The 15,909-nt window shown below is 60.9% G+C and carries 13 protein-coding genes and 1 tRNA gene; 5 read left to right on the top strand and 9 right to left on the bottom strand.

The window, feature by feature from the left end; genetic code table 11:
- Positions 1-5: 5 nt before the first annotated feature.
- Complete coding sequence (locus ACZ1G0_RS00995; RefSeq protein ID WP_472735233.1) at positions 6-764, top strand: SDR family oxidoreductase; 759 nt, start codon at positions 6-8, stop codon at positions 762-764.
- 47 nt (positions 765-811) lie between these two features.
- Here ACZ1G0_RS00995 and ACZ1G0_RS01000 read toward each other — a convergent pair whose 3' ends face one another.
- The 8 genes from ACZ1G0_RS01000 to ACZ1G0_RS01035 all read right to left on the bottom strand — a co-directional run bounded on the left by ACZ1G0_RS01000 (position 812) and on the right by ACZ1G0_RS01035 (position 7,000).
- On the bottom strand, positions 812-2,959 hold the full coding sequence (locus ACZ1G0_RS01000) for an NADP-dependent isocitrate dehydrogenase (protein ID WP_472735234.1): 2,148 nt from the start codon (positions 2,957-2,959) through the stop codon (positions 812-814).
- A gap of 145 nt (positions 2,960-3,104) precedes the next feature.
- Entirely contained in the window at positions 3,105-3,569 is a 465-nt protein-coding gene (locus ACZ1G0_RS01005) for a PTS sugar transporter subunit IIA (RefSeq protein ID WP_472735235.1), read from the bottom strand.
- 44 nt (positions 3,570-3,613) lie between these two features.
- Positions 3,614-4,186, bottom strand: coding sequence for a ribosome hibernation-promoting factor, HPF/YfiA family (gene hpf, locus ACZ1G0_RS01010; RefSeq protein ID WP_472735236.1), 573 nt, complete (start codon positions 4,184-4,186; stop codon positions 3,614-3,616).
- 184 nt (positions 4,187-4,370) lie between these two features.
- On the bottom strand, positions 4,371-5,126 hold the full coding sequence (gene lptB / locus ACZ1G0_RS01015; protein ID WP_472735237.1) for an LPS export ABC transporter ATP-binding protein: 756 nt from the start codon (positions 5,124-5,126) through the stop codon (positions 4,371-4,373).
- Positions 5,123-5,611, bottom strand: a complete 489-nt coding sequence (locus tag ACZ1G0_RS01020) for an LptA/OstA family protein (RefSeq protein ID WP_472735238.1) — start codon at positions 5,609-5,611, stop codon at positions 5,123-5,125. Before ACZ1G0_RS01020 ends, lptB begins: the two co-directional genes overlap by 4 nt.
- Before the next feature lie 17 nt (positions 5,612-5,628).
- Positions 5,629-6,231, bottom strand: coding sequence for an LPS export ABC transporter periplasmic protein LptC (gene lptC, locus ACZ1G0_RS01025; protein ID WP_472735239.1), 603 nt, complete (start codon positions 6,229-6,231; stop codon positions 5,629-5,631).
- Positions 6,232-6,237: 6 nt separating this feature from the next.
- Positions 6,238-6,852 (bottom strand): ribonuclease D, encoded by a 615-nt coding sequence (locus ACZ1G0_RS01030; protein ID WP_472735240.1) that lies wholly within the window; start codon positions 6,850-6,852, stop codon positions 6,238-6,240.
- A 61-nt stretch (positions 6,853-6,913) separates the two neighbouring features.
- Positions 6,914-7,000 (bottom strand) — tRNA-Leu (locus ACZ1G0_RS01035).
- A gap of 146 nt (positions 7,001-7,146) precedes the next feature.
- On the opposite strand from ACZ1G0_RS01035, the gene ACZ1G0_RS01040 reads away from it, so the two are divergent.
- Entirely contained in the window at positions 7,147-8,127 is a 981-nt protein-coding gene (locus tag ACZ1G0_RS01040) for a complex I NDUFA9 subunit family protein (RefSeq protein WP_472735241.1), read from the top strand.
- Here ACZ1G0_RS01040 and ACZ1G0_RS01045 read toward each other — a convergent pair.
- Positions 8,124-8,924 carry an undecaprenyl-diphosphate phosphatase gene (locus ACZ1G0_RS01045; RefSeq protein ID WP_472735242.1) on the bottom strand — a complete coding sequence of 267 codons (801 nt, stop codon included), beginning with the start codon at positions 8,922-8,924 and terminating at the stop codon, positions 8,124-8,126. The two genes, ACZ1G0_RS01040 and ACZ1G0_RS01045, sit on opposite strands and share 4 nt — an antisense overlap.
- A 162-nt stretch (positions 8,925-9,086) precedes the next feature.
- Between ACZ1G0_RS01045 and ACZ1G0_RS01050 the strand changes: the two genes are divergently transcribed.
- The 3 genes from ACZ1G0_RS01050 to gltB all read left to right on the top strand — a co-directional run bounded on the left by ACZ1G0_RS01050 (position 9,087) and on the right by gltB (position 15,905).
- Complete coding sequence (locus tag ACZ1G0_RS01050) at positions 9,087-10,523, top strand: NAD(P)-dependent oxidoreductase (protein WP_472735243.1); 1,437 nt, start codon at positions 9,087-9,089, stop codon at positions 10,521-10,523.
- 116 nt (positions 10,524-10,639) lie between these two features.
- Entirely contained in the window at positions 10,640-11,380 is a 741-nt protein-coding gene (locus ACZ1G0_RS01055) for an alpha/beta fold hydrolase (RefSeq protein WP_472735244.1), read from the top strand.
- Positions 11,367-15,905 (top strand): glutamate synthase large subunit, encoded by a 4,539-nt coding sequence (gene gltB, locus ACZ1G0_RS01060; RefSeq protein WP_472735245.1) that lies wholly within the window; start codon positions 11,367-11,369, stop codon positions 15,903-15,905. The genes ACZ1G0_RS01055 and gltB overlap by 14 nt, the downstream gene beginning before the upstream one ends.
- Positions 15,906-15,909 lie beyond the last annotated feature (4 nt).

The raw sequence follows: 15,909 nt of genomic DNA on the forward strand, positions 1-15,909 counted from the left end.
GCGCTATGCAGATGTTCTCCCTTTCGGGTCGTCGTGCCCTGATCACTGGATCATCCCAAGGGATCGGCTTTGCCTTGGCACGCGGACTGGCGCAAGCAGGGGCCGAGGTCGTGTTGAATGGCCGTGATGCCACCAAGCTGGAGGCGGCGGCAAAGGCGTTGCGGGGCGAGGGGGCAACAGTACACACCCTTGCCTTTGACGCCACCGACCACGCCGCCGTACGCACCGCCATTGATGGGATCGAAGGTGATCACCCAATCGACATCCTGATCAACAACGCCGGGATGCAGCACCGCACCGCCCTAGAAGACTTCCCAGCCGACGCATTCGAGCGGTTGTTGCAGACCAACGTGGCCAGTGTCTTTCACGTGGGCCAAGCGGTCGCGCGTCACATGATCAAGCGTGGTACGGGCAAGATCATTAACATCGCCAGTGTGCAAACCGCCTTGGCGCGTCCGGGCATCGCACCCTACACTGCCACCAAGGGCGCTGTGGGGAACCTGACCAAGGGCATGGCCACGGATTGGGCGCAGCACGGGTTGCAGTGTAACGCCATCGCGCCCGGGTATTTCGACACGCCCCTGAATGCGGCGCTTGTCGCAGATCCGGAGTTCAGCGGCTGGCTGGAAAAACGCACCCCTGCCGGACGCTGGGGCAAGGTAGAGGAGTTGGTTGGTGCAGCCGTTTTCCTGTCGTCCGATGCTTCCAGCTTTGTGAACGGGCATACGCTGTATGTAGACGGGGGCATCACTGCGAGCCTTTAACGCAAAAGGGCGCCCAGAGGCGCCCTTTTGTTTGTTCTGTGTCGATTTTAACCGATGATCGCATTCAGCGTGGCTGAGGGGCGCATGACGGCCGACACCTTGTCTGGTGCGCCGTGGTAGTAGCCACCCAAATCCGCTGGGGCACCGCGTACGGCGGCCAGTTCTGCCACGATGTCAGCTTCTTTGTCCGCAAGCTGCGCTGCAATTGGGGCAAAATGGGCCGCTAGCTCCGCGTCGTCGGTCTGTGCGGCCAAAGCCTCGGCCCAGTAGCGGGCGAACCAATAGTGGCTGTCGCGGTTGTCGGGCTGGCCAACCTTGCGGCCTGGGCTGCGGTCATGGTCCAGAACGCCTTGGGTCGCGGCGTCTACGGCGGCCCCCAGAACAGCGGCCTTGGCATTCCCCTTGGCGGAGGCGAGGAAGTTCAGGGATTCACCCAGTGCGCAGAATTCCCCAAGGCTGTCCCACCGCAGGTGGTTCTCTTCAACCAGCTGTTGGACGTGCTTGGGGGCAGAGCCACCTGCGCCGGTTTCAAACAACCCGCCGCCTTGCATCAGTTTGACGATAGACAGCATCTTGGCCGAGGTGCCCAGCTCGAGGATGGGGAACAAGTCCGTCAGGTAATCGCGCAGCACGTTGCCAGTGATGGCGATGCTGTCTTGGCCCTTGGTGATCGTTTCTAGCGAGGCGCGTGTGGCGGCGCGCGGTGCCATGATTTCGAACTTGTCAGATACGCCAGCGGCGGCAAGGATCGGTTCTACATAGGCGATCAGCTGCGCGTCGTGGGCCCGGTTTGCATCCAGCCAGAAGATCGCACGCGCGCCGGTGGCCGCTTGGCGATCCATGGCCAGTTTGACCCAATCCTCGATGGGTGCCTGTTTCGCAGTGCAGGACCGCCAGATGTCGCCCTTTTGCACGTCATGGCTGTGCAGCACGTCGCCATTGGCCAGCACGATGCGGATGGTGCCATCGGCAGGGGCTTGGAAGGTGGTGGGGTGGGACCCGTATTCTTCGGCTTTCTGGGCCATCAGACCGACGTTCTGCACGGTGCCAGCGGTGGTCACGTCCAGCTTGCCGTTCGTTTTGAAGAACTCGACCGTTTCATCATACACAGGTGCGTAAGAGCTGTCAGGAATCACGCAGGTCGTGTCCGCTTCCTCGCCCGAGGGGCCCCAGCCCTTTCCGCCCGCCCGGATGACAGCCGGCATGGAGGCGTCGATGATCACATCCGATGGAACGTGCAAGTTCGTGATGCCCTTGTCAGAGTTCACCATATACATGGGCGGCTGCGCGGCGAGGTTCGCCTGATAATCCGCGATCACAGCGTCAGAGGCACCGTCGAGTACCGTGCCCATGCCCCCATTCGCGCCGGGCAGTGCGTGCTTGCCGAACAGGTCTGCAAAGAACACCTCGCAAGCGTGGCCAAAAATGATCGGGTCGCTGACCTTCATCATGGTGGCCTTCATGTGCAGAGACCACAGGGTGCCATCTTTGCGCGCGACCTCGATGCTATCGGCAAGAAACGAGCGCAGTGCCGCGACCGACATAAAGGTCGCGTCACATACGGTGCCTTCGTCCAGCTGTACGCCGTCCTTCAGCACTGTGGTGCCGTCTGCGCCGACGAATTCAATCTTGGCGGCGCCGGCTTGCGCGGCCGTGATCGTGGCGCTGACTTCGTTGGAATAGAAGTCCCCACCTGACATGGAGACGACAGAGGTTTTGCTATCAGTTGTCCACTCGCCCATGCGGTGCGGGTTGTTTTGGGCAAATTTCTTGACGGCACCCGCCGCGCGACGGTCGGAGTTGCCCTCGCGCAGGACGGGGTTCACGGCAGAGCCTTTGATGGCGTCATATTTGGCCTTATCCTCGGCGGTCCCGGGGTAGGTGGGGATGTCATAGCCTTGCGCCTGTAGTTCCGCGATTGCGGCATCCAGCTGTGGTTGGCTGGCGGAGATGTTGGGCAGCTTGATCACGTTGGCTTCGGGCGTTTTGACAAGTTGGCCCAGGGCAGCCAGATCGTCGGGATGATCGGTAAATGCTGCAAGGATGCGACCCGCCAGCGAGATGTCCTTGGTTCCAACGGTGACGCCGGCAGGGGCGGCAAACGCGCGGATGATCGGAAGAAGGGAGGCGGAGGCCAGCTCGGGCGCTTCGTCTACGGTGGTATACACAATATCCGGCGTTGCGTTTTCTGCCATGGGTCTCGTGTCCTTTTGAAATCATTGGGGATTGGGTGCCCGACAAGCGGACTTGGGGGCGGAATACTCGATTCCACAATTAGTTCAACATGACAGAAGGGCGCGGTTCGATCCGCACCCTAATGATGTTCGCGTTGAAACTGATTTAAGCCGCTTGGCTGGCGTCTGTTTGGGTCAACAGGGTGTACAACAACGCAGGGTCATTGTTCGCCCGCAATGCAGTGCGCAAGGATGGATTGCGCAGGCTGCGCGATACCAGAGCCAGTGCCTTCAGGTGAGCGACGCCTGCGTCCTCGGGTGCAAACAGCGTAAATACCAGATCTACAGGTGCGCGATCAACGGACCCAAAATCCAGCGGCTGCTCCAGTCGAACGAAGGTACCAACCACGTTTTCCAAACCGGGCAAACGCGCGTGGGGCAGAGCGACGCCGTCGCCGACACCAGTCGGGCCGAGGTTTTCACGATCCTGCAAAGCGGTTGCCGCATCGGTGCACGGTATACCGTGCACTTCGCGCGCCAATTCTCCTAGCGTTTGAAACAGCCGCTTCTTACTGCTTACACTTGAGAATACCTTAACTGCCCCGGGGGCGAGGATATCAGTCAGTTCCATGTTTTGGACCCCAAGTTAACGGCGGTCTGGCGCCGTTGCTTCACTCACGTGGTCTGAGGATCAACCCATCCCACGTTCCCATCTTCTCGGTGATAGACCACATTGATCGCACCGTTTTTTTCGTTCTGAAACACAAGCACAGGAGCACCCGCAAGTTCCATTTGCATCACCGCTTCGCCTACGGACAGGGACTGCACCTTTGTCTCCATCTCCGCCACGATCAGCGGTTGAAGCGATTCAGGCTCTTCCTCTTCGCCATGCGTACTTGGAGCGAGGATATACGAGGATGCAGCCGACAATTCAACCGGCTGTGCACGTTGGCGGTGATGGTCCTTAAGACGACGTTTATAGCGGCGCAGCTGCTTCTCCATCTTCTCGCCGCAGCTGTCAAAAGCAGCATAGATTTCAGTGGCTTTCGCCCGTGCTTGTGCCGTCAGCCCAGTAGATAGGTGGACCACCGTTTCACAAACATATTCATGCGCGTCGCGGGAAAAGATCACAGTCGCATCAGTCGGTCGTTCTGCATATTTGTCCACAATCACGCCGAGTTCGGTTTTCACGTGGGTCTGCAGGGCTTCACCGATGTCGATTTGTTTTCCGCTGATTTGGTAGCGCATGACGCCTCCTATACTGTCAGGTTGAACGATGGGGCACCGTACCCGCGAGGCGGGCGGTTGTTGCAGGCCTGTTGCGTGATCGTGTCACGCGAATGGGGGCACTACGGTCTTCCATCACTATGATTGGGCGCTGAAAGGGGGCGGCTGTCAACTTAAAGGATTGCTTGACACGGTTTGGTCGCAGTCAGCGCGAAAAGCTGTCACCAAGGTAGACGCGGCGGACATTTTCGTCCTCGACGACTTCATCTGCACTACCACTCATCAGGACGCCACCGTCGTGCAGGATATAGGCACGGTCCACGATCTGAAGCGTTTCGCGGACGTTGTGATCGGTGATCAGTACACCGATTCCCCGGGTCTTGAGCTGTGAGACCAGTCCGCGAATATCCCCAACTGCAATCGGGTCAACGCCGGCAAAAGGTTCATCCAGCAGCAAATACCGGGGATTCGCAGCCAGACAGCGTGCGATTTCCACACGGCGGCGTTCCCCACCGGACAGGGCCATGGCATTGGCGCGGCGTAGGTGTTCGATGTGAAACTCACCCAGCAATTCTTCGAGGCGGCGTTTGCGGACCTGCTTTTTCGGTTCCGCAACCTCAAGAATGGCCATGATGTTTTCTTCGACAGACAGGCCGCGAAAGATCGACATTTCTTGTGGCAGATACCCGATCCCGGCGCGGGCCCGGCGGTACATGGGCAGATAGGTGACATCGCGGCCGTCCAGTTCGACCTGACCTGCATCGGGGCTGACCAACCCGGCAATGCAATAGAATGTCGTGGTTTTGCCGGATCCGTTTGGCCCCAACAGGGCGACGACCTCGCCCCGGGCCAATTCGATCGAGACGTCCTGAATGACAGGCCGTTTCTTATAGCTTTTGCGCAGGTGATTGATCCGGAGCCCGCCTGACCCTTCGGCCACAGTCAATTCAGGTTTGCTCATTCGGAGACCTGCAAGGTCGTCCGCACCCGGCCCGATACAGTGCCCGCACCTGTGTTCAGATCGACGACCAGACGCTCGCCGGACAGCGCGCTGTCGCCTTGGACCAGCAGAACGTCGCCGGTCATTTCGATCTGGCCACTGCCCAAGGTATAGATCGCTTCTTGCCCCTCGGCGGCGTCTGGGCCGGAGACGATCACAACATCCCCCTTCGCGCGCAGACGTTCGATAGAGCGGTCACCGTTTGTTTCCGCGTAGTCCACGTAAACCTCGTTCGCAGACAGTCGCAGGGTATCCTGGATGATCACAACATTGCCCAGCAACGTTGCCTTGCCTGTGGCTTGGTCCACTTGCAGACTGTCGGCAGACACCTCAACCGGCGCGCTGCGATCAATGTTGCCGCCGCCAAATCCGACGTTGGCCGTCTGGGCGGTCACTGTCACAGGGGCCAGCATAAGTGTGGCGCAGACGGCAATAAGGCGAAGCATTGGAAAGTCCTTTGGCGCTATTGCGGCTGGTATAGCAGGCGCACGCCACCTTCGAAAAGCAGAAGCTGTGCGCCATTTTCCCCGCCCCCCGACAAACGCATCTGCCCGGCGGTGATCTGACCAAGTGGGGTAGTCCCGACGACTTCGGTCGGGGCGAAGATTTCCAGCTGGTTTACGTCAGCAAATAGTTGATCTGTGGTCAGCGCGAACTCCAGCGAACTGCGCACAGAAACGTCGCGCGACAATTGCAACGTGCGCGCGCCGGTGTCGATCAGACCACGCTCTGCGCGCACAAACAGGGTGTTTGCGCCGGCAAGTCCGTCCATGGCCAGGCTAAGGGCATCGGTGGTCATGCGACGGGGGTTGGCTTGATCGGGCCGGGCAAGGTCGGATTTTACCGAAAAGGTCGCGGCATCCTCGGTCACGCCCGCAAACCAAGGGTCGGTCAGGCGTTGCTCTGTCGCGCGATCCTCAACGCCCTCGGGCGCTGTGGCCAATGCGTCATCTGGGTTCGGGCGACCGGACACGTAGAACATCAACGACAGCATCACGAGGGCCAGTAAAGGCAGCGCCACTTTCGCGCCAAAGACCACGCGGGAATACAGGTTGTCGTTGGCCATGGTGCCCTAGCTGTGTGCGAAGATGTCCGTCTCGGGATAGCCGATCAGGTCCAGCTTGGCACGTGTCGGCAAAAAGTCGAAGCAGGATTGCGCCAATTCCAGCCGACCCTCCCGCTCCATCCGGGCGTTCAGCGCATCTCTAAGGCGGTGCAGGTACAGAACATCGGACGCGGCGTAGGCCATCTGCGCCTCGGTCAGGTCGGGCGCGCCCCAGTCTGACATTTGTTGCAGCTTGCTGATATCGACCTGCAACAGTTCTTGCAGCAGGTTCTTCAGGCCGTGGCGATCGGTGTAGGTGCGCACAAGGCGGCTGGCGATCTTGGTGCAATAGACGGGTGCGGTCAGCGCGCCAAACGCATGGTACATGGCGGCGATATCGAATCGGCCGTAATGGAACAGCTTCAGCACCTTGGGATCGGTCAGCATCCGGCACAGGTTGGGCGCCTCGGTCTGACCCTTGGCAATTTGCACCAGATGCGCCGTACCGTCGCCAGACGACAATTGGATCAAGCACAACCGATCACGGTGCGGATTCAGGCCCATGGTTTCACAATCAATCGCCACCTCTGGACCTAGATCCAGATCGTCGGGCAGGTCGCCTTGGTGCAGGGTAATGGTCATGAAGGGCCTCCGGATACGACAAACGCCCGGAGGCGACCCCGGGCGTTTTGTTAAACCGATGTGGTGCCCAGAAGAGGACTCGAACCTCCACGTCCATACGGACACTGGCACCTGAAGCCAGCGCGTCTACCAATTCCGCCATCTGGGCAGCACCACATTGGTAGCGGCGATGTACGGAAGGGGGCGGGGGTGTCAATGCCCAAGTTGCCCAGAATCTGCCCGCGACGCGATGAACCTTGAGCGCGCGCCGCAGGACCAGTAAGGGAGGGGGAACGACCAGAGCGAGAGTTTCCAATGTCCAAGCTAGTGACCATCTTCGGCGGATCCGGTTTTGTGGGCCGCTACATCGCGCGCCGCATGGCCAAAGAAGGCTGGCGCGTCCGCGTTGCCGTCCGCCGCCCGAACGAGGCGCTTTTCGTGAAACCCTATGGTGCTGTGGGTCAGGTAGAGCCGATCTTTGCCAACATCCGCGACGATGCGAGTGTGGCCGCTGCGCTGCAAGGGTCCGATGTGGTGGTGAACTGCGTGGGCATTCTGGCCGAGGCCGGAAAGAACACCTTTGACGCCCTACAGGCCGAAGGGGCCGAACGGATCGCCCGTCTGGCCAAGGCTGCCGGTGTAGCCCGCATGGTGCAGGTGTCCGCGATTGGCGCCGACTCGCAAAGCACATCGGCTTACGCACGGACCAAGGCAGCGGGCGAGGCTGGCGTCTTGCAGCATTTCCCCGATGCCACGATCCTGCGGCCATCCATCGTTTTCGGGACCGAGGATGAATTTTTCAACCGCTTCGGCGCGATGGCGCGTTTCTCGCCTGCGTTGCCCGTTGTTGGTGCGGACAGCAAGTTTCAGCCCGTGTTCGTGGATGATGTCGCTGCCGCTGCGGTCAAGGGCGTGTTGGGTCAGGCCCCCGGCATATACGAGCTTGGCGGCCCGGACATAGAGACCTTCAAAGAGCTGATGGAACGTCTGTTACACGTGATCCAGCGTCGCCGCCTTCTGCCGACGATCCCGTTTTTTATGGCACGGATCATGGCCTTTGGACTGGATATGGCGCAGGTGGTGACCTTTGGCCTTTTCAAGAACAAGATGATCACCCGCGATCAGGTCAAGCAGTTGCGCAAGGACAATGTGGTGGGTGAGGGTGTAAAGACCTTTGCGGATCTTGGTATTCAGCCAACGGACATGGATGCCGTTCTGGAATCCTACCTTTGGCAATATCGCAAGCACGGCCAATACGCTGAGATGATGGACAGCGCCAAGCAGCTCAAGGACTAGCTGTAAGCGATGCTCAGCAAGATGATCCCAAGGATCACGCGGTAGATCACGTAGGGCGTAAAGCTGACGGACCGCAGCAAGCGCATCATCAGGATCAGCGCCACGAGGGCGGCAAAGAAGGACAGGACGGCTGCGATCAGGCCGTCTTTTACCATGTCAGGGCTGGCGTTTTGGGCCGCGTCCAGACCGACCAGTGTGCCGCTGGCGATGATCGTAGGGATCGACATCAGCATGGCAATACGAGCGGAGCTTTCGCGGTCAAAGCCCAAGAACCGCGCGCCCGTGATACAGGCCCCGGACCGGGACGTGCCGGGGATCAGGGCAACCGCCTGCCACAGCCCAAGGATCAGCGCGCCACGCAAGCTCCACTGACTGTCATGGCGCTGCGCGGGGCTGTAACGATCCGCGGCATACAGGACGAGGCCGAAGATCAGCATGGTCCAGCCGATCACCGCAATGGACCGCATCGCATCATCAAGCCCCGTCAGTTTCAGGATCAAGCCCGCTATGATCACGGGGATTGTGGCGATGATAAGGCACAGGGTCAGGCGCGCATGATCCGTGTGACGGCGCATGGCAAGGTGGCCCAAACCGATGAACGCGCGACCTACCTCGGTCCGGAAATACAGCATCACCGCCAGCAGGGTGCCCACGTGCACGGCAACGTCAATCACCTGACCCTGATCATCCAGACCCGTCAGTTGCGGCAGTAGAATCAGGTGACCGGACGAGGAGACCGGCAAAAACTCGGTGATTCCCTGAATGATGGCGACCAGAAACAGATGGAAAAGGCTCATAAAATCCTCAATAGGTCAGTATTGTTTACTTAATAATTGATAGCGCAACACGCAAAATCCGGAACTGCGCTCTTTTTACCTATATATAGGTCAGCTATTATGACTTTTCTTTTCTGTCTAATCCCGGTATGGGGCGGGTTCGGGAACATTGGAGGATTCATCATGGCGACCCAAAAGATGCTTAAGTTCGTATCGCTTGACCAGGCGACGCCGGAGAAACGCTCTGCTGATGCCCGTAAAGAAGATTTCGGCGAGATTTACCAGCAGTATGCCGCAGAACAGGCCGCCGCCCAAGCGTCTCGCTGTTCCCAATGCGGCGTGCCCTACTGCCAATCCCACTGCCCGCTGCACAACAATATCCCCGACTGGCTGAAACTGACCGCCGAGGGGCGCCTTGAGGAAGCCTACCAAGTCTCCCAAGCCACCAACACCTTCCCGGAGATTTGCGGCCGCATCTGCCCCCAGGACCGCCTGTGCGAAGGCAATTGCGTTATTGAATCCTCGGGCCACGGGACAGTCACCATCGGATCGGTGGAAAAATACATCACAGACACCGCGTGGGACAACGGCTGGGTCATGCCCATCGCGCCCCCTGTGGAACGCACTGAACATGTCGCCGTGATTGGCGCTGGGCCGGGCGGTCTGGCGGCGGCTGACTTCCTGCGCCGTCAGGGCGTGCAGGTCACCGTCTATGACCGCTACGACCGCGCGGGCGGGCTGCTGACCTATGGCATCCCCGGCTTCAAGCTGGAAAAAGACGTGGTCATGCGCCGCAACGACCAGCTGGAAAAGGGCGGCGTGAAGTTCGTTCTGAACACCACCATCGGCCAAGACATCACCTTTGAAGAGATCCGCGAAAGACACGATGCTGTGGTCATTGCCACCGGCGTCTACAAGACCCGCGATTTGTCCGGTCCCGGCAGCCAAGCGGACGGGATCGTCAACGCCATCGACTTTCTGACCGCCAGCAACCGCAAATCCTTTGGCGACGCTGTGCCCGAATTCGACAGCGGTGCCCTGTCCGCCGAGGGCAAGCGTGTTGTCGTGATCGGCGGCGGCGACACGGCGATGGACTGTGTGCGCACCTCGATCCGTCAGGGCGCGACCTCTGTCAAATGCCTGTACCGCCGCGACCGTGCCAACATGCCCGGGTCCCAGCGCGAGGTGGCAAATGCCGAGGAAGAGGGCGTGGAGTTCGTCTGGCTGACCGCGCCCAAGGGCTTTACCGGCGACCCTGTCACCGGCGTCATGGTGCAGAAAATGCGTCTGGGCCAGCCCGACGCCACGGGCCGCCAATCCCCCGAGGTGATCGAGGGGGCGGATTACGTCGAAGAGGCGGACATGGTCATCAAGGCGCTGGGCTTCAGCCCCGAGGATCTGCCCACATTGTGGAACCAACCGGACCTGCCCGTGACCCGCTGGGGCACCGTGAAGACCGATTTCACCACGCACCAGACGGACATGGATGGTGTCTATGCGGTGGGGGATATCGTGCGCGGTGCGTCCCTTGTGGTCTGGGCGATCCGCGATGGGCGCGAGGCGGCAGAGGCGATCTTGCAGCGCTTCAATGCCGCAGCCGCGTCGGTGGCCGCAGAGTAATTCGGCACCCCCGAAACCCACCCCGAAACCACCCCCGAAACGGACCCCGAAAAAATCCGGGGTCCAAAATGGGCAAACGTCAACAACATTGACCTAACCTTAGGCTTGACCCAAACATGGCTCTGACCATCGAAACCCTGCACCAAGACGCCGACCTGCGCTTTCGCTGGTTGGCCGGCACGTCGTCGCGTGTGGTGGTGGCGTTTGCGGGGCGGGGCCATGAATACGGCGGCGCGCCCGTGGATGAATTTGCCGGGTCCGCCAGCCAAGGTGGACAGGACAATGTGTTGTTCGTGACCGACCGCCAGCAGGGTTGGTATTCCCACCCGCGGCAGTGGGACCGGATCGTCCGGTTTGTGTCGGACGTGGTGCAGTTGGAACAGTTGAAACAGGTCGTGACCCTTGGCACGTCCATGGGCGGGTTCGGGGCGTTGTTGTTGCCCCGGGATATCCCCGTGGCCCGCGCCATCGCCTTTGGCCCACAGGTCAGCATGGACCCCGCCATCATCACCGAGGATCGTTGGCCCACGGACAAGATCATCGTGGAGGGTCTGCCTGCGGCCAACGTCGGGGACACCCTGACCGACCGGACCGAATACTACGTGACCGTCGGCCACTCTGCCCCCAAGGACCGGGCGCAGATCAATCTATTGCCCGCGGTGCCCAACCTGCGCCGCTGGATCCTGCCCGGTTCGGGCCACAACATTGCCAAGCGGCTGAAAACGGCGGGCCTGTTGTCTGCTGTGATCGCCGCCATGATCGAGGGGCGGCGGTTCGCCGTGAACACCCTGTTTGATGAATACCGTGCGTGGTCCGCCGCGCTGCATGAAAGGAGCGTCTCTGATGACCAAGTTTGACACCGAATGGGCGAAGGCCGAGGAAGCCAAGCGCAAATGGATGGCAGAGAACACTCTGTACCATGAAGAGTCCGAGCATTCGTCTTGCGGCGTGGGTCTGGTGGTGTCCACCAAGGGCGAAAAATCCCGCGCGGTTGTGGAAAACGGCATCGCCGCGCTCAAGGCGATTTGGCACCGCGGTGCAGTGGATGCGGATGGCAAGACCGGTGACGGCGCGGGCATCCACGTGGAAATCCCCGTAGACTTTTTCTACGATCAAGTGCGGCGCACGGGTCACGAGCCCAACATGGACCAGTTGCTGGCCGTGGGTCAGGTGTTCCTGCCGCGCACGGATTTCAACGCTCAGGAAACCTGCCGCACGATCGTGGAATCCGAAGTGTTGCGTATGGGTTATTACATCTATGGTTGGCGTCACGTGCCGGTGGATGTGTCCTGTCTGGGGGAAAAGGCCAACGCCACCCGTCCCGAGATCGAGCAGATCCTGATCTCCAACACCAAGGGTGTGGACGAGGAAACCTTCGAGCGGGAGCTGTATGTGATCCGCCGCCGCATCGAAAAGGCTGCCGCCGCCAATGGCATCCGGGAGTTGTACATCGCCTCCCTGTCGTGCCGGTCGATCATCTACAAGGGCATGATGCTGGCCGAACAGGTCGCCGTATTCTACCCCGACCTGATGGACGAGCGGTTCGTGTCGGCCTTTGCGATTTATCACCAGCGGTATTCGACCAACACCTTCCCCCAGTGGTGGTTGGCGCAGCCCTTCCGCATGTTGGCCCACAACGGCGAGATCAACACGCTCAAGGGCAACCTGAACTGGATGAAGTCCCACGAGATCCGCATGGCGTCTTCGTTCTTTGGCGACTTGGCCGAGGATATCAAACCCATCGTACCCGGCGGGTCGTCGGACAGTGCTGCGTTGGACGCGGTGTTCGAGGTGATGGTTCGCGCGGGTCGGTCCGCCCCCATGGCGAAAACCATGCTGGTGCCCGAGAGTTGGTCCAAGCAGGCGGTGGAACTGCCCAAGGCTTGGGTCGATATGTATGAATACTGCAACTCCGTGATGGAGCCGTGGGACGGCCCCGCCGCCCTGGCCATGACCGACGGTCGTTGGGTCTGTGCTGGTCTGGACCGCAACGGCTTGCGCCCCATGCGGTACGTTGTGACAGGCGACGGTTTGCTGATCGCCGGGTCCGAGGCGGGGATGGTCCCCATTGACGAGGCCACAGTGGTCGAAAAGGGCGCCCTTGGCCCCGGTCAGATGATCGCCGTGGACATGAAAGACGGCGGGTTGTTCCACGACGCCGAGATCAAGGACAAACTGTCCGCCGAACGTCCCTTTGGCGAGTGGGTGCAAAAGATCACCAACCTTGAAGAAGTGACCGGCGGCGTGACCGAGACCGCGACCTTTGCCGGCCCTGACCTGCGCAAACGTCAGGTGGCGGCGGGCTACAGCATCGAGGAGTTGGAGCAGATCCTGGCCCCCATGGCCGAGGACGGCAAGGAAACGCTGGCCTCCATGGGCGACGACACGCCCAGCGCCGTTCTGTCCACCCAGTACCGGCCCCTGTCCCACTTCTTCCGCCAGAACTTCAGTCAGGTCACCAACCCACCCATCGACAGTCTGCGCGAATACCGGGTCATGAGCCTGAAGACACGGTTCGGGAACCTGAAAAACGTGCTGGACGAGGACAGCAGCCAGACCAACATCCTTGTGCTGGACAGCCCCTTTGTGGGCAACGCCCAATTCGATGCGATGGTCGGGCAGTTTGGCGACAGCGTTGTGACGCTGGACTGTACCTTCCCCGCCGGTGGGGGCCAAGGGTCCCTGCGTGTCGCGCTGGAGGCGATCCGCGCGCAAGCCGAAGACGCCGTGCGCTCTGGTGCCGGCCACATCGTGCTGACGGATCAAAACCAAGGCGCGGGCCGCGTGGCCATGCCCATGATCCTTGCCACCAGCGCCGTGCACAGCTGGCTGACGCGGAAGGGGCTGCGCACGTTCTGCTCTGTCAATGTGCGGTCGGCGGAATGTATCGATCCCCATTACTTTGCCGTGCTGATCGGCTGCGGGGCGACGACCGTGAACGCCTATCTGGCCCAAGACAGCCTTGCGGACCGGATCGAACGGGGCCTGCTGGATTGCACCCTGACCGAGGCCGTGGCGCGGTATCGCAACGCGATTGACCAAGGGTTGCTGAAAATCATGGCCAAGATGGGGATCAGCGTGATCTCCAGCTATCGCGGTGGCCTGAACTTCGAGGCAGTGGGCCTGTCCCGCGCCATGGTCAACGAATTCTTCCCCGGGATGCTGTCGCGCATTTCCGGCATCGGCGTGAACGGGTTGCAATCCAAGGTCGAGGAAATCCACGCCAAGGCCTTTGCCCAGCAGACGGATATCCTGCCCGTGGGCGGCTTTTACAAATCCCGCCGGTCCGGCGAGAAGCACGCGTGGGAAGCACAGACCATGCACATGCTGCAATCGGCCTGTAACAGCGGCAACTACCAGATGTGGAAGTCGTTTAGCGACAAGATGAAGGCGAACCCGCCGATCCACCTGCGCGACCTGCTGGCGATCAAGCCTATGGGTGAGGCGGTGCCGATCGAAGAGGTGGAATCGATCACCTCGATCCGCAAGCGGTTCGTGACCCCGGGCATGTCGCTGGGCGCGCTGTCGCCCGAGGCGCACAAAACGCTGAACGTGGCGATGAACCGGATCGGTGCGAAATCCGACAGTGGCGAGGGCGGCGAAGATCCCGCACATTTCGTGCCCGAGGCCAATGGCGACAACCCGTCGGCCAAGATCAAACAGGTGGCCTCTGGCCGCTTTGGTGTCACGGCGGAATACCTGAACCACTGCGAAGAGCTGGAGATCAAGGTGGCCCAAGGGGCCAAGCCCGGCGAAGGCGGGCAGTTGCCCGGCATGAAGGTCACGGACCTGATCGCGCGTCTGCGCCATTCCACCAAGGGCGTGACCCTGATCAGCCCCCCGCCGCACCACGATATCTATTCCATCGAGGACCTCGCGCAGCTGATCTATGACCTGAAACAGATCAACCCGCGCTGCAAGGTGACGGTGAAGCTGGTCGCCTCTTCCGGTGTCGGTACGATTGCCGCCGGTGTGGCCAAGGCCAAGGCCGATGTGATCCTGATTTCGGGGCACAACGGCGGCACGGGGGCGTCGCCCGCGACGTCGATCAAATACGCCGGTCTGCCATGGGAAATGGGCCTGACCGAGGCGCACCAGGTTCTGGCCATGAACAAGCTGCGCGAACGTGTGACCCTGCGCACGGACGGTGGCCTGCGCACGGGCCGTGACATCGTCATGGCCGCGATGATGGGGGCCGAGGAATACGGTATCGGCACCGCCGCCCTGATCGCTATGGGTTGCATCATGGTGCGTCAGTGCCAGTCCAATACCTGCCCCGTGGGTGTCTGTACCCAGGACGAAGCGCTGCGCGACAAGTTCACCGGCAACGCCGACAAGGTCGTGAACCTGATCACCTTCTATGCGCAGGAAGTGCGGGAAATCCTCGCGTCTATCGGGGCGCGGTCCCTGGATGACGTGATTGGCCGGGCGGATCTGTTGAGCCAGGTGTCCCGCGGGTCGGCGCATCTGGATGATCTGGACCTGAACCCCCTGCTGCTGACCGTGGATGGGGCGGACAAGATCGTCTATGATCGGAACAAGCCGCGCAATGCCGTGCCAGATACCCTGGACGCGCAGATCGTGAAAGACGCGCACCGCTTCCTTGAGGACGGCGAAAAGATGGCCCTGTCCTACGCGGTGCAGAACACCCTGCGGTCCATCGGCACGCGGGTGTCCAGCCACATCGTCACGAACTTTGGCATGCGCAACGACCTGCAACCCGATCACCTGACGGTGAAGCTTGAAGGCTCTGCCGGGCAGGCGCTGGGGGCCTTCGCGGCCCCGGGGCTGAAGCTGGAGGTGACGGGGGATGCCAACGATTATGTGGGCAAGGGTCTGTCCGGGGGCACGATTGTGGTGCGTCCGCCCATGAACTCGCCGCTGGTGGCGTCGGATAACACGATCATCGGGAACACGGTTCTGTACGGGGCCACCGATGGCTATCTGTTTGCCGCCGGGCGCGCCGGGGAACGGTTCGCGGTGCGCAATTCCGGTGCGAAGGTCGTGATCGAGGGCTGCGGGTCCAACGGGTGTGAATACATGACCGGTGGGGTTGCGGTGATCCTTGGGTCGATCGGGGCCAACTTTGGTGCCGGTATGACCGGGGGCATGGCCTATCTGTACGATCCCGAGGGCGTGTCTGGCCCGCTGATGAACATGGAAACGCTGGTGACATGTGCCGTGACCGTGGATCATTGGGAGGCGCAGTTGAAAGGCCTGATCGAGCGGCACGCCGCCGAGACCGGGTCCCGCAAGGCCGCCGAGATCCTGCAACACTGGGACCTTGAGAAGGGCAACTTTGTGCAGGTCTGTTCCACCGAGATGTTGGACAAGCTGCCCGCCCCCTTGGGTATCGAAGAAACGGCTATTCCTGCGGAGTAGTCCG

It is taken from the genome of Thalassobacter sp. HA4-2, assembly GCF_055693705.1.

What these genes read in the sequence shown, in the direction of transcription:
- lptC (WP_472735239.1), bottom strand. Translation starts at nt 6,231, where the DNA reads ATGGCCAACGACAACCTGTATTCCCGCGTGGTCTTTGGCGCGAAAGTG.
- ACZ1G0_RS01005 (WP_472735235.1), bottom strand. Translation starts at nt 3,569, where the DNA reads ATGGAACTGACTGATATCCTCGCCCCCGGGGCAGTTAAGGTATTCTCA.
- ACZ1G0_RS01030 (WP_472735240.1), bottom strand. Translation starts at nt 6,852, where the DNA reads ATGACCATTACCCTGCACCAAGGCGACCTGCCCGACGATCTGGATCTA.
- ACZ1G0_RS00995 (WP_472735233.1), top strand. Translation starts at nt 6, where the DNA reads ATGCAGATGTTCTCCCTTTCGGGTCGTCGTGCCCTGATCACTGGATCA.
- ACZ1G0_RS01050 (WP_472735243.1), top strand. Translation starts at nt 9,087, where the DNA reads ATGGCGACCCAAAAGATGCTTAAGTTCGTATCGCTTGACCAGGCGACG.
- lptB (WP_472735237.1), bottom strand. Translation starts at nt 5,126, where the DNA reads ATGAGCAAACCTGAATTGACTGTGGCCGAAGGGTCAGGCGGGCTCCGG.
- ACZ1G0_RS01055 (WP_472735244.1), top strand. Translation starts at nt 10,640, where the DNA reads ATGGCTCTGACCATCGAAACCCTGCACCAAGACGCCGACCTGCGCTTT.
- ACZ1G0_RS01045 (WP_472735242.1), bottom strand. Translation starts at nt 8,924, where the DNA reads ATGAGCCTTTTCCATCTGTTTCTGGTCGCCATCATTCAGGGAATCACC.
- ACZ1G0_RS01040 (WP_472735241.1), top strand. Translation starts at nt 7,147, where the DNA reads ATGTCCAAGCTAGTGACCATCTTCGGCGGATCCGGTTTTGTGGGCCGC.
- ACZ1G0_RS01000 (WP_472735234.1), bottom strand. Translation starts at nt 2,959, where the DNA reads ATGGCAGAAAACGCAACGCCGGATATTGTGTATACCACCGTAGACGAA.
- hpf (WP_472735236.1), bottom strand. Translation starts at nt 4,186, where the DNA reads ATGCGCTACCAAATCAGCGGAAAACAAATCGACATCGGTGAAGCCCTG.
- gltB (WP_472735245.1), top strand. Translation starts at nt 11,367, where the DNA reads ATGACCAAGTTTGACACCGAATGGGCGAAGGCCGAGGAAGCCAAGCGC.
- ACZ1G0_RS01020 (WP_472735238.1), bottom strand. Translation starts at nt 5,611, where the DNA reads ATGCTTCGCCTTATTGCCGTCTGCGCCACACTTATGCTGGCCCCTGTG.